The following is a 15,578-nucleotide window of genomic DNA, read 5'->3' on the forward strand; positions in this document are numbered from 1 at the left end:
AACTATGCCTTGTCCGTTACCTTCAGCGTGAAGGCATAAGTATAGGCGATCTCCTCCAGGCGCGAAAACCGACCGGAGGCACCGGCATGGCCGGAATCCATGTTGATTTTGAACAGCACCGGATTGGCGCCCCTCTTGCGGTCACGGAGCCGCGCCACCCACTTGGCCGGCTCCCAATAGGTGACGCGCGGATCGGTAAGGCCGGCGAGCGCCAGGATCGGCGGGTAGTCGAGTGCTGCGACATTGTCGTAGGGCGAATAGGCGGCGATCGTCCGGTAATCGTCGGCCGACGCAATCGGATTGCCCCATTCCGGCCATTCCGGCGGGGTCAGCGGCAGCGTCGCGTCGAGCATGGTGGTAAGCACATCGACGAACGGAACCTCGGCCACGATGCCGCCGAAGCAATCCGGCGCCATGTTGGCGATGGCGCCCATCAGCATGCCGCCGGCCGAGCCGCCCTGCGCGACGATGCGGTCATGCGCGGTATAGCGCTCGGCCACGAGATGGCGGGCGCACGCGATGAAATCGGTGAAGGTGTTCATCTTGTGCGCCCGCTTGCCGTCATCGTACCAGCCATAGCCCTTGTCCTTGCCGCCGCGGACATGGGCAATGGCAAAGACGAGGCCGCGATCGACCAGCGAGAACCAGTTGGTATTGAAGGCGGCCGGAACGGCAATGCCGTAGGAACCATAGCCGTAGAGCAGGCAAGGCGCGGAGCCGTCCAGCGGCGTGTCGCGGTGATGCAGAAGCGAGATCGGCACCAATTCACCATCGGCCGCGGGCGCCATCAGCCGCCTCGTGACGTATTGATGCGGGTTATGGCCGGACGGCACTTCCTGGGTCTTGAGCAGCACACGCTCACGGGTGCGCATCTTGTAGTCGAACATCTGCGACGGCGTCGTCATCGACGAGTAGGAAAAGCGCATCATCTCGGTGTCGTATTCCAGGGCCCCTGAAAGGCCGAGCGAGAAGGCTTCCTCATCGAAGAAAATCAGATGCTCTTCGCCGCTGGCACGGTCACGCACGACGATACGCGGCAGGCCTTCCTTGCGCTCGAGCCGGACCATGTGGTCCTTGAAGCCGATCACCGACAGGATCAGCCGGCCCGGTTCATGCGGCACCAGTTCCTGCCAGTTGGCGCGGACCGGATCGCTTGCCGGCGCCGTCATGATCTTGAAGTCCTTGGCACCATCTGCATTGGTCAGGATGAAGAATATGTCGCCGCCTTCCTCAAGTTCATATTGAAGGCCGGTCTCGCGCGCCGAAACCAGCTTGGGTTCGGCAAACGGATCGCTGGCGCTCAACAGGCGGTATTCCGAAGTCTCGTGATCGTTGATGCCGATCATGATCCATTGATTGTTGCGGGTTCCGTCGACGTCCATGAAGAAGCCGGGGTCGGTTTCCTCGTAGATCAGGCGGTCTCTTTCGGGGTTCTGTCCAAGTGCGTGGAACAGAACCTTGGACGGCCGGTGGTTTGGATCGAGACGCGTGTAGAAGAACCCGTCATTGCCCGCGTCCCAGACGCCCGAACCGCCGGTGGCGGGAATCTGGTCCGCCAGTTCCTTACCATCGGCAAGGTCGCGCACACGCAGCGTGTAGAATTCGGAACCCTTGTCGTCGAAGGCCCACAGGAGCTTGCGATGATCGGCCGAATGATCGACGCCGCCAAGCCGGAAATAGGCCTTGCCCTCGGCCTCGGCGTCACCGTCGAGCAGGATCTGCTCGGGCCCGCCGTCGCGCGGCATGCGGAAATAGCGCGGCTGCTCGCCGCCGAGCTTGAAGGAAGAGCCATAGGCGTAAGGCCCGTCCTTCATAGGAACGGATGAATCGTCTTCCTTGATGCGGCCCTTCATTTCCTTGAAGAGCTGCTTTTGCAAATCTGACGTGTCGGCCATCAGCTTCGACTGGTAGGCATTTTCGGCTTCGAGTTCGGCGCGGATCCCAGGATCGAGCAAGGAGGGATCCCTGAACATCTCCTGCCAGTTATCCGCCCGCAGCCAGGCATATTCGTCGGTTCGCGTGATGCCGTGATGCGTGTCCGAGACTGGCCGCTTCTCGGGGGAAGGGGCGCTGACGATTGGAAATCGGGAAGTCCTGGTCATTGCGTCTCGCTCTGGAAATATCTTGAATGACGAATGAACACACCGATCAGGGCGGGTTCAAGAGCAGTTGCGTAGAGGTGGTGTGGGCCCATGAGGTGGCCGGGAGGAGGGAAGATGACTATTCGGTCTCGTATTGCTGCGGCCTTCGCCGTTGCTTCGCTAACTCTGGTCTTTGCCGGCCAGTCTCATGCGACCGTATTCGCGGCTTGGCAAGTGGCCAATGTGCCGTTCGGCGACACGCTCAATGTGCGCAAATATCCGTCGGGAACATCCCAGAAACAGGCCGCCTACCGAACGGGGCCGTCCTGCAGATGACCGGGAGATGCACCGGCGGCATAGCCCTGCTCGATATCGCCAATCAACCGGCATGGAAACAGCAGCAGACGGTTCGCTATCGCTGGTGCGAAATCTGGCATGACCCCGCCAAGAACGGCGTCTTCGTCACCGGCTGGGCCTATAGCGGATACATCGCGCCGTTTTGACCGGGGAATGGCCTGATTGATGGCGGGATGGTTTGGCAACCTATGGTTTCGTGGACAGGTGTGAACAACCAAGCTTGTCGGTGTGGTCGCCAAGCAAACCGGAGCATTGAAACTTGTTTTGTGAGTTATCGCGAATGTAACGATTAGCTGACCCGACGTCAGCCTTTGTCCGTTTGGCGACCGAAATATCGAAAAATTACATGGTGCACGAAAGATTGAAGCTGATCGCGCAATAGTTGACCAACATTCGTAAATATAATGCAGAGAGCGAATTGACTTACTTGACGTGTGGCCGCATTGATGTCCCTGTGACGCGAATCGTCGCAGCTCTATCTGCGCAAAATTCGTGCAATGCCCTGTTTGTAAAAAGGGGCACAGATCGACGTAACTCTTGTTGGGGCCTGAAGACCATGGATATTGTCGAAACACCTTCCAGAAACAATGATGCGCTGATCGAGCTTACCGCCGATGTGGTGGCTGCCTATGTCAGCAACAATCCCGTGCCGGTCGGCGAACTGCCGAACCTGATATCCGATGTCCACGCCGCTCTCGGGCGTGTGGGCGGAACCGTCGAACAGCCGCCTGCCGACAAGCAGAAGCCGGCTGTCAACCCGAAACGCTCGGTTCATGACGACTACATTGTCTGTCTTGAAGACGGCAAGAAGTTCAAGTCGCTCAAGCGTCACCTGATGACCCACTACGATCTGACGCCCGATCAGTATCGCGAAAAGTGGAACCTGGACCCAAGCTATCCGATGGTTGCCCCGAACTACGCGGCGGCCCGTTCGCAGCTTGCCAAGAAGATGGGCCTTGGCCGCAAGCGCAAGGCGCGGTAGTCGCGGCTTGCCGGATTAGAACTGAAATCAAACGGCGCCTTCGGGCGCCGTTTGATTTTGCGGGCGAGTGCAATTCCAGGAAAAGTGTGAACCGGTTCCCCGGGAAAAGCGCGTAGCGCTTTCCCTAGGGAATTGCGTCAAAACAAGGAAGATCGGGCAGAAGCCTGTCAGGCGGTCTGCGCGAGCGCCATCTCGGCATCGCGTTTGATGCGCTTGACCATCGAGCGAAGCCCGTTGGCGCGCTGGGGTGACAGGTGTTCGTCGAGGCCGAGTGCCTTCAGCGTCGCTTCAGCGTCGGTTTTCTGGATTTCGCTGGCCGTCTTTCCGGAAAACAGCGCCAGCATGATCGCGACCAGTCCGCGCACGATATGGGCGTCCGAATCGCCCGTGAAGGTGATGACGGGATCGGCGCCCGGACCCCGTTCGGTGGTCAGCCAGACTTGGCTGACGCAACCTGGCACCTTGTTGGCGGCGTTGCGCTCAGCATCGGGAAAGGGAGGCAGCGCTTCGCCAAGCTCGATGACGTAACGATAGCGGTCCTCCCATTCCTCGAGGAACGAGAAGTCGTCGCGGATCGTCTGGATCGTGGTCGTCATGACCCGGATATAGTCACGCGATGGCGCCGCGTCACGGAAAAACAAGAACACCGCGGACGTCGAGAGGGCAGACGGTCCGCGGTGCGCCGTCGAGACGGCCTAATTCTTTATCGGCAGGTTGACCGTTTGGGGCAGGACGATTTCTTCCGGCACGCTGCCCGTCAGTGTCGAGACGTCGGGGCCGGCGGACTTGTCGTCCAGCATGGCGGCCGCGATCTTGGCGGTCTCCTTGGCGCGTGCGGTGATGGTGTGCATCGCCGATTTCCCGGTTTCGCAGACATCGGGCTTGCGTTCGCAGATACCGGCGATGTCGCCGACGGCGTCCCGCGCCGCGAACAGGGCCTGGATCGGCCCGACGCTTTGCTGGCCCGTTTCATCGGACCCGACACCCAGCGGCAGCGCCAGCAGCACCAGTGAAAACCAGAAAGCCATTCTTATCAGGAAGAACATGCCTTGCCTCTCGTCGTGACCGGATCATGCATCATAGGGCACGACCTCTTTTATGGGCAGGATGTTGGCACACAGGCACAAAGGACGGCTTGCATGATCGCCGAGAATTTTCCTCAAATTTTAGGCAAATTCGAGACGAAGCGTTTTGTTGTCGATTTGTTTCATATCGGGACGATTCTCGTTACCATTCGATAACCATCTATCTGGTTGTTTCTACCGGATTTTTCGCAAATGGACGCGATCCCGTTCCTGCCTCTTAGCCGCTGATGACGGGCATTCGCGAATAACCCTCCGTTTACTATGGCTGCATTTGCCCGGGCTTTCGGCGGCCGTCATCCCGATATTTGCCGCAGGGCCGGCCTTGGTCGGCCCTGCCTTATCCATTCCTTAAACGCTGGATGCGAGTTTCAAAGCCACCACCCAAGACGATCTGCAAAAGCAGAGCTGTTCACGACGAGTGCGAGTGCGTTGAGTTGATGCCGATCGAGGCCAGATACGCTGAATTGCCTGGCGCAATGGCGGCCGGTTGTGAACGCATGGTTCATCCCAGCATTCTCGGGCGCAGCGACCGCGAGCGCCAGCGCCGTTTCATCGGCGTGATGCTGGCCGCGCCGTTCTTTGCAGCGGGTGCCGCGGTCACGCTGGTTACGTCGGGCATGGGGGCTGCGGTGACCATGGCCGCCATTTTCGCGGCCTTCGGTCTGTGCTGGTTCGTCGCCCTGCTGGTAGCAGCGACCGGCAAGATGGCCGCCGCCGGGCCGATCGCCCTGGCGATGGCGGCGATAGCCCTTGGCGGTCTCATCGGTGCCGCCGGCGGATTGAGTTCACCTGTCGCCATGCTTGCCTTGGCGCTGCCATTCGAAGCCTGGTGGATCGGCACCTCGCGGCGTGCTGCTGTGTGGGGGGGCGCCTCGGCCGTCATCGCCATCGCCCTTCAGTCCCTGTCGGCCACCTTCCTTCCATTCGCGGACGCGCACATCGCCGCCTGGCACTGGCTGGTGCCATTGGCGTGGGCGCTGACCCTCCTCCCGCGCATTTCGGCTTTTCGCGGCACCGCCGGCGCGGCCGCTACGCGCGATGCAGGTGACGGATTGGAAGACATCATCGACGCGGTGGTCTTTCGGGTCACCCGCCACGGCGAAGTCGTGGAGGCGTCCGCCAAGGCGCGTACGCTTCTGAAATTGCCACCTGAATTGTTGTCCGGAACGGGCCTCTTCGACCGCGTCCACCTGTCGGACCGTGTCTCCTATCTCAGCGCCCTGGCCGACATGCGTGACGGCGCACTGTCGCGCCGCCTCGAATTGCGCATCAGGCTGCCTCAGAGTGGCAACGGCGCCCACAACGGAAATGGTTTGGTGGCCGACAACTACCAGCCATTCGCGCTCGAACTGGTGCGCGGCGAGGAACAAAGCGACGTTTTCACGCTTGTCCTGCGCAAGAACGACGAGACCGCGCGGTTGCGCGAAGAACTGGCGCAAGCCAATGAGACGGCGGGGGCCGCCGAAGTGGCCAAGGGCCGCTTCCTCGCAGTGGTGAGCCATGAACTGCGTACACCCTTGAATGCCATCATCGGCTTCTCCGACATGCTGCTGCACGAGATGTTCGGCGCCTTCAAGGATCCGCGCCAGAAGGAATATGTCGGCCTCGTGCGGGATTCGGGCCAGCATCTGCTGGCAGTCGTGACATCCATACTCGACGTCTCGAGGATCGAATCGGGTGTCTACGCCACCGAGCCGGAGCCGTTCCGGTTCATGGAAGCCGTGGACATGTGCCAGTCGATGATGCGGCTGCAGGCGCAGGCCAAGAACATCGACCTGCAGACGCAGATCGCCCCTGACGCGGGCGATATCAATGCCGATCGCCGCGCGGTACAGCAGATGCTCATCAACCTCGTTTCCAACGCGATCAAGTTCACGCCCGACGGCGGCGATGTCGTCGTCGGTGCCAAGCGGATCGGCTCACGTCTGCATTTCTGGGTCAGGGACACCGGCATCGGCATCGCCGAGGAGGATTTCGCCAATCTCGGCAAACCCTTCATGCAGATCCAGAACGACTATACCCGCCGTTTCGAGGGTACGGGTCTTGGCCTTTCCCTGGTGAAGGGGCTGGTGGCCTTGCATGAAGGCACCATGTCGATCGAAAGCATGCCGGGCGAGGGCACCACGGTGACCATCAGCCTGCCGGTCAGCGGGCCGAAGGGACGCCCCGCCAACTCGACCGGAGTGCTGACGATGCCGGTGACGAGGGCGAAAGGGGACGGAAATGGCTCGCTCCGCAAAACAGGCTAAGGCGGTCAAACGCCGCAGCAACGCCTTGCAGGACGGCGCCATCGCCGTTGGCGGCATGATTTCGCGCAATCCCGTCCTGGTGGGAGGATCGACCGCATTCCTGGTGACGCTGTTCTACGTCTCGGCCAACGCGCTGTGGTATCAGCCTTTCCCGCACGCCGGGGCGTTTTTCGCCACGCGTCATTTCCAGGGCTTTCCGCACGCCGCCGCCGACGAGCCGGAGACGACAATCAACATTGTGCGGTCCAATGCCGCGCCCGCCCCGATTAAGGGCGATCCGGTGGTCGAGCAGGTGCAAGGCATATTGAAGGACCTCGATTTCTATTCCGGCACCGTCGACGGCATTTCCGGCCCCAACACGCGCAAGGCCATACAGGCCTATCAGCAGAAGGTCGGGCTGAACGCCTCGGGCGAGATCGATGCGCTGCTGCTGGATCAACTGGGTGCAACGCCGAAGACGGCCGCCGTGCCCAAGCCGCAGCCTCGTCCCGACATTGCACCGGCCGCTGTTCCCGTGTCCTTGCAGACGAATGAGGCACAGACGAATGCCGCTTTGCAGGGGCCTGATCCCCGCATCGTCAAGATCCAGGCTGGGCTCAAGGCCTTCGGCAATGACGACATGCAACTGGATGGCGTCGTCGGTGCACGCACGAAGGCGGCGATCAAGGAGTTCCAGACGCTGTTCGGGTTGCCGCAGACCGGCGAACCCGACGAGATCGTCTACGTCAAGATGCGCGAGATCGGCCTGACCAACTGACAGCCGAAACGACGGCTCGCCCTGCATCGGAAATTTCGATAGAGAGCCCGCATGTTGTCGGGAGTCTTCGATGCGCGTAACCGCTGATCTGTGGGTGTCGGCCCTGTTGCGCCGGGTTTTCGGCGCTGGCGGATTTGCCGCCGTGGTCAATCGCGGCGCGACAGAGGCCGGGGCTGTGTTCATCCTGGCGCGGGGCAGGATGGGTGAAACGGCTCTCTACGGGCCGGCGCCGCAGACAAGCTACGATTCGGCCAAGCCCGAAGACCGTTTTTTCAGCCTTCTGGCCGCCGGCGATGATGCGTCCGTGCTGGATGCGAGACTTGAGCGCGAGAAAAAATTCGATCCCGACATTTGGGTGGTCGAGATCGAGGCCGGGAATGTTCCCGTCGAGGAGCTTATTTCCGTGAAGAGACCCTGAGGCCGGGGGCGTCGGCTTCGTCGCTGTTGGAGGCCTTGCGGCTGTCGCCGTTTGTCGGCGAAGCATCGCGAGCTGCCCTGGACGGGGTTTTGGCTTTCCATCCCCGCACTTTGTCCAGGGCCGTATCGCGGTGCAGCAGGCGGTAACGGTCGAGATAGGTGCGGATGGCCTGCGGATGCGGGAACAGGCCGGGATAGACGGCAACCGTGATCAGGAATGCCCGGTCCTCGCTGAAATCGAGCGAACGCAGCGCCGCAAGCAGCGGCGCATAATTCTGGTTGGCGGTCAGCGATTGCGCGATCGAAAAATCAATGTCGAGGGCATCGGCAAGCGCGGTCTGGAAGAACGCGGCGTTTCCCGTCAATGCCGTCTCGCGCAGTCTGATATAGGTATCCGCACCTGGGAACGCATCGACCTTCGCCGCCAAGGCTTCGTCGCCGGTGTGCATCATGGAGCGCAGCCTGCGCCGCGCGTTCTCGGCGGCAACGCCGGGCGTCTGCTGAGTTTCCGCGCTGTCCGCCGTCGCTTGCGTCTTCACGGCAGGGCTTTGCGCCGGGGCTGCTTCCGGAACCCGCGTCCGCACCAGGGTCGGTCTTTCCAGCGCCCTGATCAGATCGGCGATGGTCGGGTTCAGGTCCTTGCGCCGCGCGATGGCGCGCGCATGCGGCAGCCCGTGCCGCCCAATCAGCGCGATCAGGTCGATATCGCTGACCGCGCGTGAGCGGATGAGCAGCGGAGCGGCAATGTCGACCGGTTCCTCGCAAAGGCGCCGCACCAGGGCCGCGGGTGCATATTCGCATTCGGAAAGGGCGGCAGCCACGTAGCGCCGCGATTCGACGGATACGCTGTCGAACAGCGGCAGCGTCAGATCTTCGAGCTGGCCGATCTCGCGGCGTGACGGTCGGGTCAGCGAGCAGAACGCCGACACGGCGGCGCGGAACAGCCTCTCAGCTTTTCCCGATTCCGTCCTTATCGCGATTTGCCTGAAGTCCGAAGATGACACGAAGGATACGCCTGACAACAGATACACACACTCGACATCGCGCCACCGGAACCATGTCGGTTTCGCGTTTGCCTCGGTCAGAACTCTCTGACCTGGGAACAAAGATCAAGTTAGCGGCGATCCGTTAGCGCTCCGTTAACCCTCTGCCGGCCTTAATGATATTTGGAGGCGTTGCGTTGTGCTCCGGGGAAACCGAGAGGAATGCGCGAACCATGGGCATGGTACTGTCTTTCGTGCCGCGTGCGGCACCGACCAATCGAGCAAAGCAAACCACCGAAATACCGGCGGCCGTAATCATATTTCCCGGCATCCGCTATGAGCGGTCCAGCACCGGCGAAGCGCGGCCCGCGGGGCCAGACAAGCCGGGATCGCCACGGCCGCCCGTGCCGCACCACTGAGCTGCTGAAGCCCTAGAAATCCTGCAGCTCGCAGGAACTCTGATCGAGAAAGCGCGACACGATCGGCTTCCAGCTCTCGTCCGGCACGAAGCTGCGGATGACGAAGATGCCTTCGTCGATGGGCGCTTCGACGAAAATCGCTCCCTGGAGGTCTTCAGGCAGGTCCTTGCGCACGTCGATCATCTGCGCCGGCGTCAGCACGACCGCATCCAGCTTGCCACCGGTCGCCGTGTGGTCGTTGAAGGAATAGATGTTGTGACCGCTGCGGTCATAGACCGACACCGACCAGAAGGGGACGTCGCCCGGCGCCTTGATCCGGACCATTCCTTCCTCGAGGTCGAAGCGGCAGGCCGTGGCATAGAACAGCGGGTCGACCGATTTCACCACCGGCGCGCCGCCGGCTTCGGCATCGAGCCGGTTCATCCTGTAGAGATCGGATGCCATGGAAAGACGCGACCAGGCGTCACGTTCGGAAAAATCCGGCACCAGAAGCAGGACGATAATGTGGACAATGCCGGCGCCGACGAGGCCGAGCAGGACAGCGTGCAGAAGCCTGCGCAGGGCGGCATGCAAACTACGCATCGCAGCCCGCCCTCACGATCCTGGGCAGCGAAACGTCGGACAGGCCGGTGCTGCTGGCGATCGGCGTGTCGTAGAAGGTCAGGACGAAATACATCTTCCCGGAACCGTCGGTCAGAAGCCAGTTGCCCGGCATCGGGTGATGGCCGACGGAGATGATCACGGAATTGTCCGGTTGGCGCAGCACCCCGTAGGACTGAAGTGCCGCAAGCCGGGATTTGCCTGTCTCGACGACGCCGAGCGATCGATCGGCGGCATAAAGCGTCCAGAATCGGGCTGTCGGAAATCCACCCTCGACCCTGTAGGCGCATTCCCGCTTGAGCTGGTCGCCGGCGGCGTCGTTTTCCGCCACGAAGGACAGGCCTTCGGCGCGGCCGAGCGCCAGCACCCCCTCGCGCGCCACGCGCGCCTTGGAATAGGGGTCCGCGGCCGGTGTGCCGATGTCGGGGAAGGCGGTCCACTGGCCGATCCTGATTGCGCCGACCCCGTCCTGGATCTTCAGCGCATACCAGACGCTGGCGCCGCCCCCGCCAATGGCTATGGCAAGCGAAATCAGCATCAGGAAGGCATTCTTGAGCATGAGAGGCCGGGTGCGCGAAGGATTGCAGTTCGGGAATATCGCGGCGCGGGGTCTTGTGGCAAGCCGGCGTGATGGATTTGCCTGCCGACCCGGCTCGCGCCGGGGCGGATGTCACAGGGCCGAAAGCGTTTCGGGTGGAGTGGGGGCGTCGAGTTTGGGCGCCGTCTGGAACAGCTGGCTCATGTCCCTCAGCGTCTGCGTGGTTCGGCTGGACAGCACCGGCGGCCGCTCGGCGGCGGTATCGGCCGCTGCCTGCTCCTCGGTCTTCTTCTGCGCCTCGGCGGCCTTGGCCGCGATCTCCTCGTCGACGAAGGGTTTGTCGATGCCGGGGATCGGCTTCAGGTCGATGTTCTGGTGCGCGTAGACCATCATCCGCTGCCACACCATCGCCGGCAGCGAGCCGCCGGTCATGTTCTTGGTCGGTGTGAAATCGTCATTGCCCAGCCACACTGCCGCCGTGTAGTTGCCGGTGAAGCCGACGAACCAGGCATCGCGGTAGGACTGCGTCGTGCCGGTCTTGCCGGCGACGACGATGTTGGGAATTTGCGCCCGCCGCGCCGTGCCCATCACCGGCACGGCCGTCAGCATGGTGTTCATGGATTTCAGGGCCTGCTCGGACAGCACGCGATGCGGCGGCGGCGCGTCCTTGGTCCAGTCGTAAACCACGTCGCCGGTACGCGTGACGAGCTGGGTGATGCCGTGCCGGGAGCCGACGAAGCCGTTCTGGGCGAACACGCTGTAGCCCGTCGCCTGGTCCATCACGGTCATGCCCGAGGTGCCGAGCACCATCGTCTTGTGCCCTTCGAGCGGCGATTCCACGCCAAACGATTCCGCCAATGCCTTGATCGGCGCGATGCCGAGATGGTCTTTGGCCAGCCGCACCGGCACGGTGTTGATCGACTTGGCCATCGCCATGATCAGGGTGATGTTGCCTGCCGATTCGCCGCTGTAATTATGCGGTGACCAGTTGCCCCAGCTGATCGGCCCGCCAGAAATGATCGAGTTCGGCGTGAAACCGTGTTCCATCGCCGTGGCGTAGACATAGGGCTTGAACGACGAGCCGGTCTGGCGCAGCGCTTTGGTGGCGCGGTTGAACTGGCTGGCGCCGTAGTCACGGCCGCCGACGATCGCTCGCACCGCACCATTGGTCTCTATGACCACCACGGCACCTTCGGTGACGTTGTATTCCTTGCCGAACTGGCGCAGGTGGAACTCGACGGATTCCTCCGCCGCTTTCTGGATGTTGGCGTCGAAGGTGGTGTGAGCGACCAGCGAGTGCTGGCCGGGCTTGGCGATCTTCTTGACCTCGTCGAAGGCCCAGTCGAGGAAATAGTCGGGACTTTTCTGTTCGCCGCGATCGACGACATCGGCCGGATGCAGTCTTGCCTGCAGCACCTGGCCTTCGGTCATGAAACCGGAATCGACAAGGTTGGACAGCACCACATTGGCGCGAGCGCGCGCCGCCGGCAGGTTGATGTGCGGCGCGTATTTGGTCGGCGCCTTGAACAGGCCGGCGAGCATCGCCGCCTCGGCAAGGTTCAGGTCCTTGACGCTCTTGCCGAAATAGAAATCCGCCGCCGCCTCGATGCCGAACGTGCCGCCGCCCATATAGGCGCGGTCGAGATAGAGCTGCAGGATTTCTTTCTTCGACAGATTGGCCTCCAGCCACAGCGACAGGAAGGCTTCCTTGATCTTGCGCTCGAACGTGCGCTCGTTGGTCAGGAACAGGTTCTTGGCCAGCTGCTGGGTGATGCTGGAGCCGCCCTGGACGACCGAGTTTGCCCGCACATTCTCGAAGATCGCGCGCGACAGGCCGAGCACGTCAATACCGTAATGATCGAAAAACCTGCGATCCTCGGTGGCGAGCACCGCCTTGATGACGTGGTCCGGCATCTCGTCGACCGGCACGGAATCGCGCTGGATGATGCCGCGCTGGCCGATCTCGTTGCCGTACCGGTCAAGGAAGGTGACGGCGAAGTCGCCCTGGGCACGCCAGTCACCGGTGGTGTCCTGGAAAGCGGGTATCGCCAGCGCCAGCATCACCACCATGCCGCCGGCGCCGAGTGTAAAACCTTCGCTCAAAAGTTCGATGAAGCCACGGCGCCAGCCCTTGAGACGGAAGCGCCGCGAGAAGATCGTCGCGGCCTCCCAGAACTGGCGCGCCTTGAACCCGATCTCATAGAGAGAGGAATCGAGCCACGCGTCCAGCGCCAGAAGGCGGGAGGCGATCGGACCTCTTCTCTTGCGTGGTTCAGGGTTGACCATTCAAAAACCCGGCTCGGCTCTGGCCCGACCTGAAAACCGCAAGCGGGCAATTTCAGGGCGGCGACCTGTTGGACTATTCATCCATTTTACCGACACCCACAAGGGCGGCGAGGACACAGCCGCAAGGTTTGTCGATGGAAGGCCAGGTAGCCGGCGGGCCGGTTCCTCGCCCGCCAGATTCTGCGACCGGCGAGCGAGGGGAGATTTGCTTCCCCGAGCTATCAGGCCGCTTCGCGCTTCAGCGCCTGCGCCATGCAATGGATTCCGCCGCCGGTCTTGGAGATTTCGCTCATGTCGACGGCCGCCACCTCAAAGCCGCGCGCCTTGAGTTTTTCGATCAGTGTCTTGCTGGATGTCGGCGCGATCACCCGGTCCTTGCCCAGCGACATGAAGTTGCAGCCTAGCGCCATCGTGTCCTGGAAGGGGACGTCGATGATCTCGTGACCCTTGCCCTTCAGCCAGTCGACGATGCCGGGCTCGGTGCAGGCGAGGCAGACGGCAGTGAGCTTTTCGGCGATCGGCACCACCATCAGGTCGATGTGGACGTAATATTCGTCGATGAATGCGATGCGCGTCTCCCAGCCTTCCTTCTCGAACCAGGCCTGCACCTGGCGGGCGCCTTCCTCCTGCGTGCGCGCGCCGCCGCAGCCGATCAGCACCACGCCGTCCTCGATGACGTTGAAGTCGCCGCCCTCGAAGGTGCCTGCGGTCACCATGTCGTAGATCGGGATGCCGAGCTTTTCATAGGTGCGGATGGCCGCGTAGTTTTCGCCGCGCCGCCACCAATTGGCCATGGCGGTGATGATCGCGCCATAAGGCGTCATGACGCTGGAATCACGGGAATAGACCTGCATCGGCAGTTCCGGCATCGGCTCGTGCCAATGGATGTTGACGCCGAAATGCTCGTAAGCCGCGACCAGATCCTTATGCTGCGCCTGCGCGATCTGGACGTTGCAGGGCGCCTCGCGCAGATGTTTTCGCGAGAGCGAGCTGGTCGACAGGTGACGCAGGAAATTCGGCGAGCCGAGCAGCACGTCGGTCAACACGTCGGTCTCGTTGGCGAAACCCCAAACGGTCAGCGGCTTGGTGCCGCCGGAGGGATTGCGGCGCTGCAGCGAAAACGGCTCGGCGATGATGCGGTCATGAACGGTCATGCGGTTCTCCTCGTTGCTTGTTCTCAAGAATTGGTCGGTCGCGCATTGTTTGGTATCCACCAGTCGCGCCCGCGCGGCGTGGTGACATATTCCGGCCAGCGGAAATTGATCGGCGGCTCGTAGTCGCAGAGCGGGGCGATCCAGTTGGAGCCGCCAACGCCGCCGCCGGTACGGGTGGTGAACTCGCTCATCGCCTCCTCGCGGGCGATTTTGTCCTCGAGCAGGCGCAGCGCCGCCAGCGCGACCGTCTTGGCAGCGCAGATGACCATCGGATCGATCGTCGCGGGAATGCCGCCCAGCGCATTCATCACCCATGCCGGAAAAGCGTGGCCGTTTGCCGAGCGGAGCGCTGGGCGAGCGACATAGAAGCGCGCGGTCGGCGCGTGCCAGCTCATGTCGGTGTAGTCGTCGGAAGTCGAATTCACCTGCGACGGCGGCAAGTCGCGGCGCAAGATCGCCTCGGCCTCTTGCGGCGAAATCAGCCGTTCCAGTTCGTCGATAAAGGGGTTTTCGGTCGTGGTGCCGCCGGCATTGACCTGGATTTCCCGCGCGATCGTCTTGGCGGCTTCGTCCCAGCGAGGTGGTCCGACAATTGACAGGGCTTCGTAGGCAATCCCGGCCATGGCGTGGTTGGCGAGCCCCGGCCGCGACTTCGACACCCAGTGCCGTTCGTAGCGGCAGCCGCTGATCGCGGCCGCGGCCGCGGCGTTGCGGTCGAGCACCGCCGTCACCTGCTCGGCCATACGAAGCGTCGGCACGCGGATCATGTACTGGATCTCGGCAAGGCCTGCCGGCAGATTGTCGGCCGTGGCCTGGCCAGCCGTCAGGATCGCCTCGCTGATCGACCAGCCGCCCTGGTGCGGGAGCATGGAATCGCGCAACGCCTTGGAGGTCATGAACATGGTCATCAGCGCATCGTTGGCGCCCGGTGCCCTGACCGCCGAATGCGCCTGCGGGATCGGTGCGCCGTCGCCTGCGCGAACCCAATTTTCGGGTTCGTCGCAGACGAAGCGATAGATCATCGCGTAGGCCGCACCGCAATGCGTGTCCCAGCGCGCGGTGTTGCAGAGCGGCAGCATATAGAAGGGATGGAAGGAGATCATGCCGGCAAGGCCGTCATAATAGCCTTTGGCGGCATGGATCGGCTTCGAGCCGCGTACCTTTTCGGCCGGTTCGCCGGTGAAGCGCAGCGTGCCTTGAATACCGTCGCGCTGCATGGCGGCCTTGGTCGCGAGCAGCCCGCCGAGACTTGCTATGCCAAGCCCCGAATGCGGATCGGTATGGCCGCCGGCCTCGTCGCCAAGGCCAGGCCGCGGCTGCCTCACCGTCACGGCGTCCTGGCAGTTGCCGGGCACTGCGTCATATTCGGCATACATGCCGACGGTCGGTCCGGCGCCGTTTGTCCAGTGGGCGCAGAAGGCGGTCGGCATGCCGCCCGAGCCTTCCTCGACCGAAAATCCCTCGCGCTTGAGCCGATCGACATACCAGGCGGCCGATTGGTACTCGCGCCACGCGGTCTCGCCGAAATCGAAGATGGTGCGTGTCCAGGCCGACAGCAGGGGCTGGATGCCGTCGAGGCAGGCAAGCGCGGTCTCTTGCGCCGATGTCGTCACCGGTTTGTCCATGCTCTAAAAGAAAGCAGTGAAGCGGCTCGCCAAAAAGTGATATGT

At 62.4% G+C, this 15,578-nt stretch carries 13 protein-coding genes and 1 pseudogene; 5 read left to right on the forward strand and 9 right to left on the reverse strand.

Annotated features, from left to right (window positions below; translation table 11 throughout):
- Positions 1-2: 2 nt before the first annotated feature.
- Positions 3-2,102 (reverse strand): S9 family peptidase, encoded by a 2,100-nt coding sequence (locus tag FJ492_RS11625; protein ID WP_140769929.1) that lies wholly within the window; start codon positions 2,100-2,102, stop codon positions 3-5.
- A gap of 114 nt (positions 2,103-2,216) precedes the next feature.
- On the opposite strand from FJ492_RS11625, the pseudogene FJ492_RS11630 reads away from it, so the two are divergent.
- Together FJ492_RS11630 and FJ492_RS11635 are read left to right on the forward strand one after the other, a co-directional pair.
- Positions 2,217-2,584: pseudogene (locus FJ492_RS11630) on the forward strand (SH3 domain-containing protein).
- A gap of 410 nt (positions 2,585-2,994) precedes the next feature.
- Positions 2,995-3,420 carry a MucR family transcriptional regulator gene (locus FJ492_RS11635; RefSeq protein WP_027143963.1) on the forward strand — a complete coding sequence of 142 codons (426 nt, stop codon included), beginning with the start codon at positions 2,995-2,997 and terminating at the stop codon, positions 3,418-3,420.
- Between the two features lie 167 nt (positions 3,421-3,587).
- Here FJ492_RS11635 and FJ492_RS11640 read toward each other — a convergent pair whose 3' ends face one another.
- Complete coding sequence (locus FJ492_RS11640) at positions 3,588-4,016, reverse strand: SufE family protein (RefSeq protein WP_140506099.1); 429 nt, start codon at positions 4,014-4,016, stop codon at positions 3,588-3,590.
- A 99-nt stretch (positions 4,017-4,115) separates the two neighbouring features.
- The gene (locus tag FJ492_RS11645) at positions 4,116-4,466 is read right to left on the reverse strand and encodes a DUF5330 domain-containing protein (RefSeq protein ID WP_140717043.1); all 351 of its coding nucleotides are present in this window, start codon (positions 4,464-4,466) and stop codon (positions 4,116-4,118) included.
- A 536-nt stretch (positions 4,467-5,002) separates the two neighbouring features.
- Between FJ492_RS11645 and FJ492_RS11650 the strand changes: the two genes are divergently transcribed.
- From FJ492_RS11650 to FJ492_RS11660, 3 genes are all read left to right on the forward strand, one after another.
- Entirely contained in the window at positions 5,003-6,754 is a 1,752-nt protein-coding gene (locus tag FJ492_RS11650) for a PAS domain-containing sensor histidine kinase (protein ID WP_140746780.1), read from the forward strand.
- On the forward strand, positions 6,729-7,511 hold the full coding sequence (locus tag FJ492_RS11655) for a peptidoglycan-binding protein (RefSeq protein ID WP_140506093.1): 783 nt from the start codon (positions 6,729-6,731) through the stop codon (positions 7,509-7,511). Before FJ492_RS11650 ends, FJ492_RS11655 begins: the two co-directional genes overlap by 26 nt.
- A gap of 70 nt (positions 7,512-7,581) precedes the next feature.
- Complete coding sequence (locus FJ492_RS11660) at positions 7,582-7,929, forward strand: DUF1491 family protein (protein ID WP_140746777.1); 348 nt, start codon at positions 7,582-7,584, stop codon at positions 7,927-7,929.
- Here the strand turns inward: FJ492_RS11660 and FJ492_RS11665 are convergent.
- The 6 genes from FJ492_RS11665 to FJ492_RS11695 all read right to left on the reverse strand — a co-directional run bounded on the left by FJ492_RS11665 (position 7,907) and on the right by FJ492_RS11695 (position 15,533).
- Positions 7,907-8,932, reverse strand: coding sequence for a hypothetical protein (locus FJ492_RS11665; protein WP_140769931.1), 1,026 nt, complete (start codon positions 8,930-8,932; stop codon positions 7,907-7,909). The two genes, FJ492_RS11660 and FJ492_RS11665, sit on opposite strands and share 23 nt — an antisense overlap.
- A 410-nt stretch (positions 8,933-9,342) precedes the next feature.
- Positions 9,343-9,912 (reverse strand): DUF1254 domain-containing protein, encoded by a 570-nt coding sequence (locus tag FJ492_RS11675; protein ID WP_027143955.1) that lies wholly within the window; start codon positions 9,910-9,912, stop codon positions 9,343-9,345.
- Complete coding sequence (locus FJ492_RS11680) at positions 9,905-10,489, reverse strand: DUF1214 domain-containing protein (RefSeq protein WP_140746772.1); 585 nt, start codon at positions 10,487-10,489, stop codon at positions 9,905-9,907. Before FJ492_RS11680 ends, FJ492_RS11675 begins: the two co-directional genes overlap by 8 nt.
- A gap of 111 nt (positions 10,490-10,600) precedes the next feature.
- Positions 10,601-12,754 carry a penicillin-binding protein 1A gene (locus FJ492_RS11685; protein WP_140506084.1) on the reverse strand — a complete coding sequence of 718 codons (2,154 nt, stop codon included), beginning with the start codon at positions 12,752-12,754 and terminating at the stop codon, positions 10,601-10,603.
- A 221-nt stretch (positions 12,755-12,975) separates the two neighbouring features.
- Positions 12,976-13,908, reverse strand: coding sequence for a dimethylarginine dimethylaminohydrolase family protein (locus tag FJ492_RS11690; RefSeq protein ID WP_140506082.1), 933 nt, complete (start codon positions 13,906-13,908; stop codon positions 12,976-12,978).
- A 23-nt stretch (positions 13,909-13,931) separates the two neighbouring features.
- Positions 13,932-15,533: an amidohydrolase gene (locus FJ492_RS11695; RefSeq protein WP_181166638.1), complete on the reverse strand. Its 1,602-nt coding sequence runs from the start codon at positions 15,531-15,533 to the stop codon at positions 13,932-13,934.
- Positions 15,534-15,578: the final 45 nt, after the last annotated feature.

The sequence above is a fragment of the Mesorhizobium sp. B2-5-4 genome, assembly GCF_006441095.1.
Lineage (GTDB): Bacteria > Pseudomonadota > Alphaproteobacteria > Rhizobiales > Rhizobiaceae > Mesorhizobium > Mesorhizobium salmacidum.

Coding starts and splice junctions, on each gene's coding strand:
- FJ492_RS11625 (WP_140769929.1), bottom strand. CDS start 2,102: ATGACCAGGACTTCCCGATTTCCAATCGTCAGCGCCCCTTCCCCCGAG.
- FJ492_RS11635 (WP_027143963.1), top strand. CDS start 2,995: ATGGATATTGTCGAAACACCTTCCAGAAACAATGATGCGCTGATCGAG.
- FJ492_RS11640 (WP_140506099.1), bottom strand. CDS start 4,016: ATGACGACCACGATCCAGACGATCCGCGACGACTTCTCGTTCCTCGAG.
- FJ492_RS11645 (WP_140717043.1), bottom strand. CDS start 4,466: ATGTTCTTCCTGATAAGAATGGCTTTCTGGTTTTCACTGGTGCTGCTG.
- FJ492_RS11650 (WP_140746780.1), top strand. CDS start 5,003: ATGGTTCATCCCAGCATTCTCGGGCGCAGCGACCGCGAGCGCCAGCGC.
- FJ492_RS11655 (WP_140506093.1), top strand. CDS start 6,729: ATGGCTCGCTCCGCAAAACAGGCTAAGGCGGTCAAACGCCGCAGCAAC.
- FJ492_RS11660 (WP_140746777.1), top strand. CDS start 7,582: ATGCGCGTAACCGCTGATCTGTGGGTGTCGGCCCTGTTGCGCCGGGTT.
- FJ492_RS11675 (WP_027143955.1), bottom strand. CDS start 9,912: ATGCGTAGTTTGCATGCCGCCCTGCGCAGGCTTCTGCACGCTGTCCTG.
- FJ492_RS11680 (WP_140746772.1), bottom strand. CDS start 10,489: ATGCTCAAGAATGCCTTCCTGATGCTGATTTCGCTTGCCATAGCCATT.
- FJ492_RS11685 (WP_140506084.1), bottom strand. CDS start 12,754: ATGGTCAACCCTGAACCACGCAAGAGAAGAGGTCCGATCGCCTCCCGC.
- FJ492_RS11690 (WP_140506082.1), bottom strand. CDS start 13,908: ATGACCGTTCATGACCGCATCATCGCCGAGCCGTTTTCGCTGCAGCGC.
- FJ492_RS11695 (WP_181166638.1), bottom strand. CDS start 15,533: ATGGACAAACCGGTGACGACATCGGCGCAAGAGACCGCGCTTGCCTGC.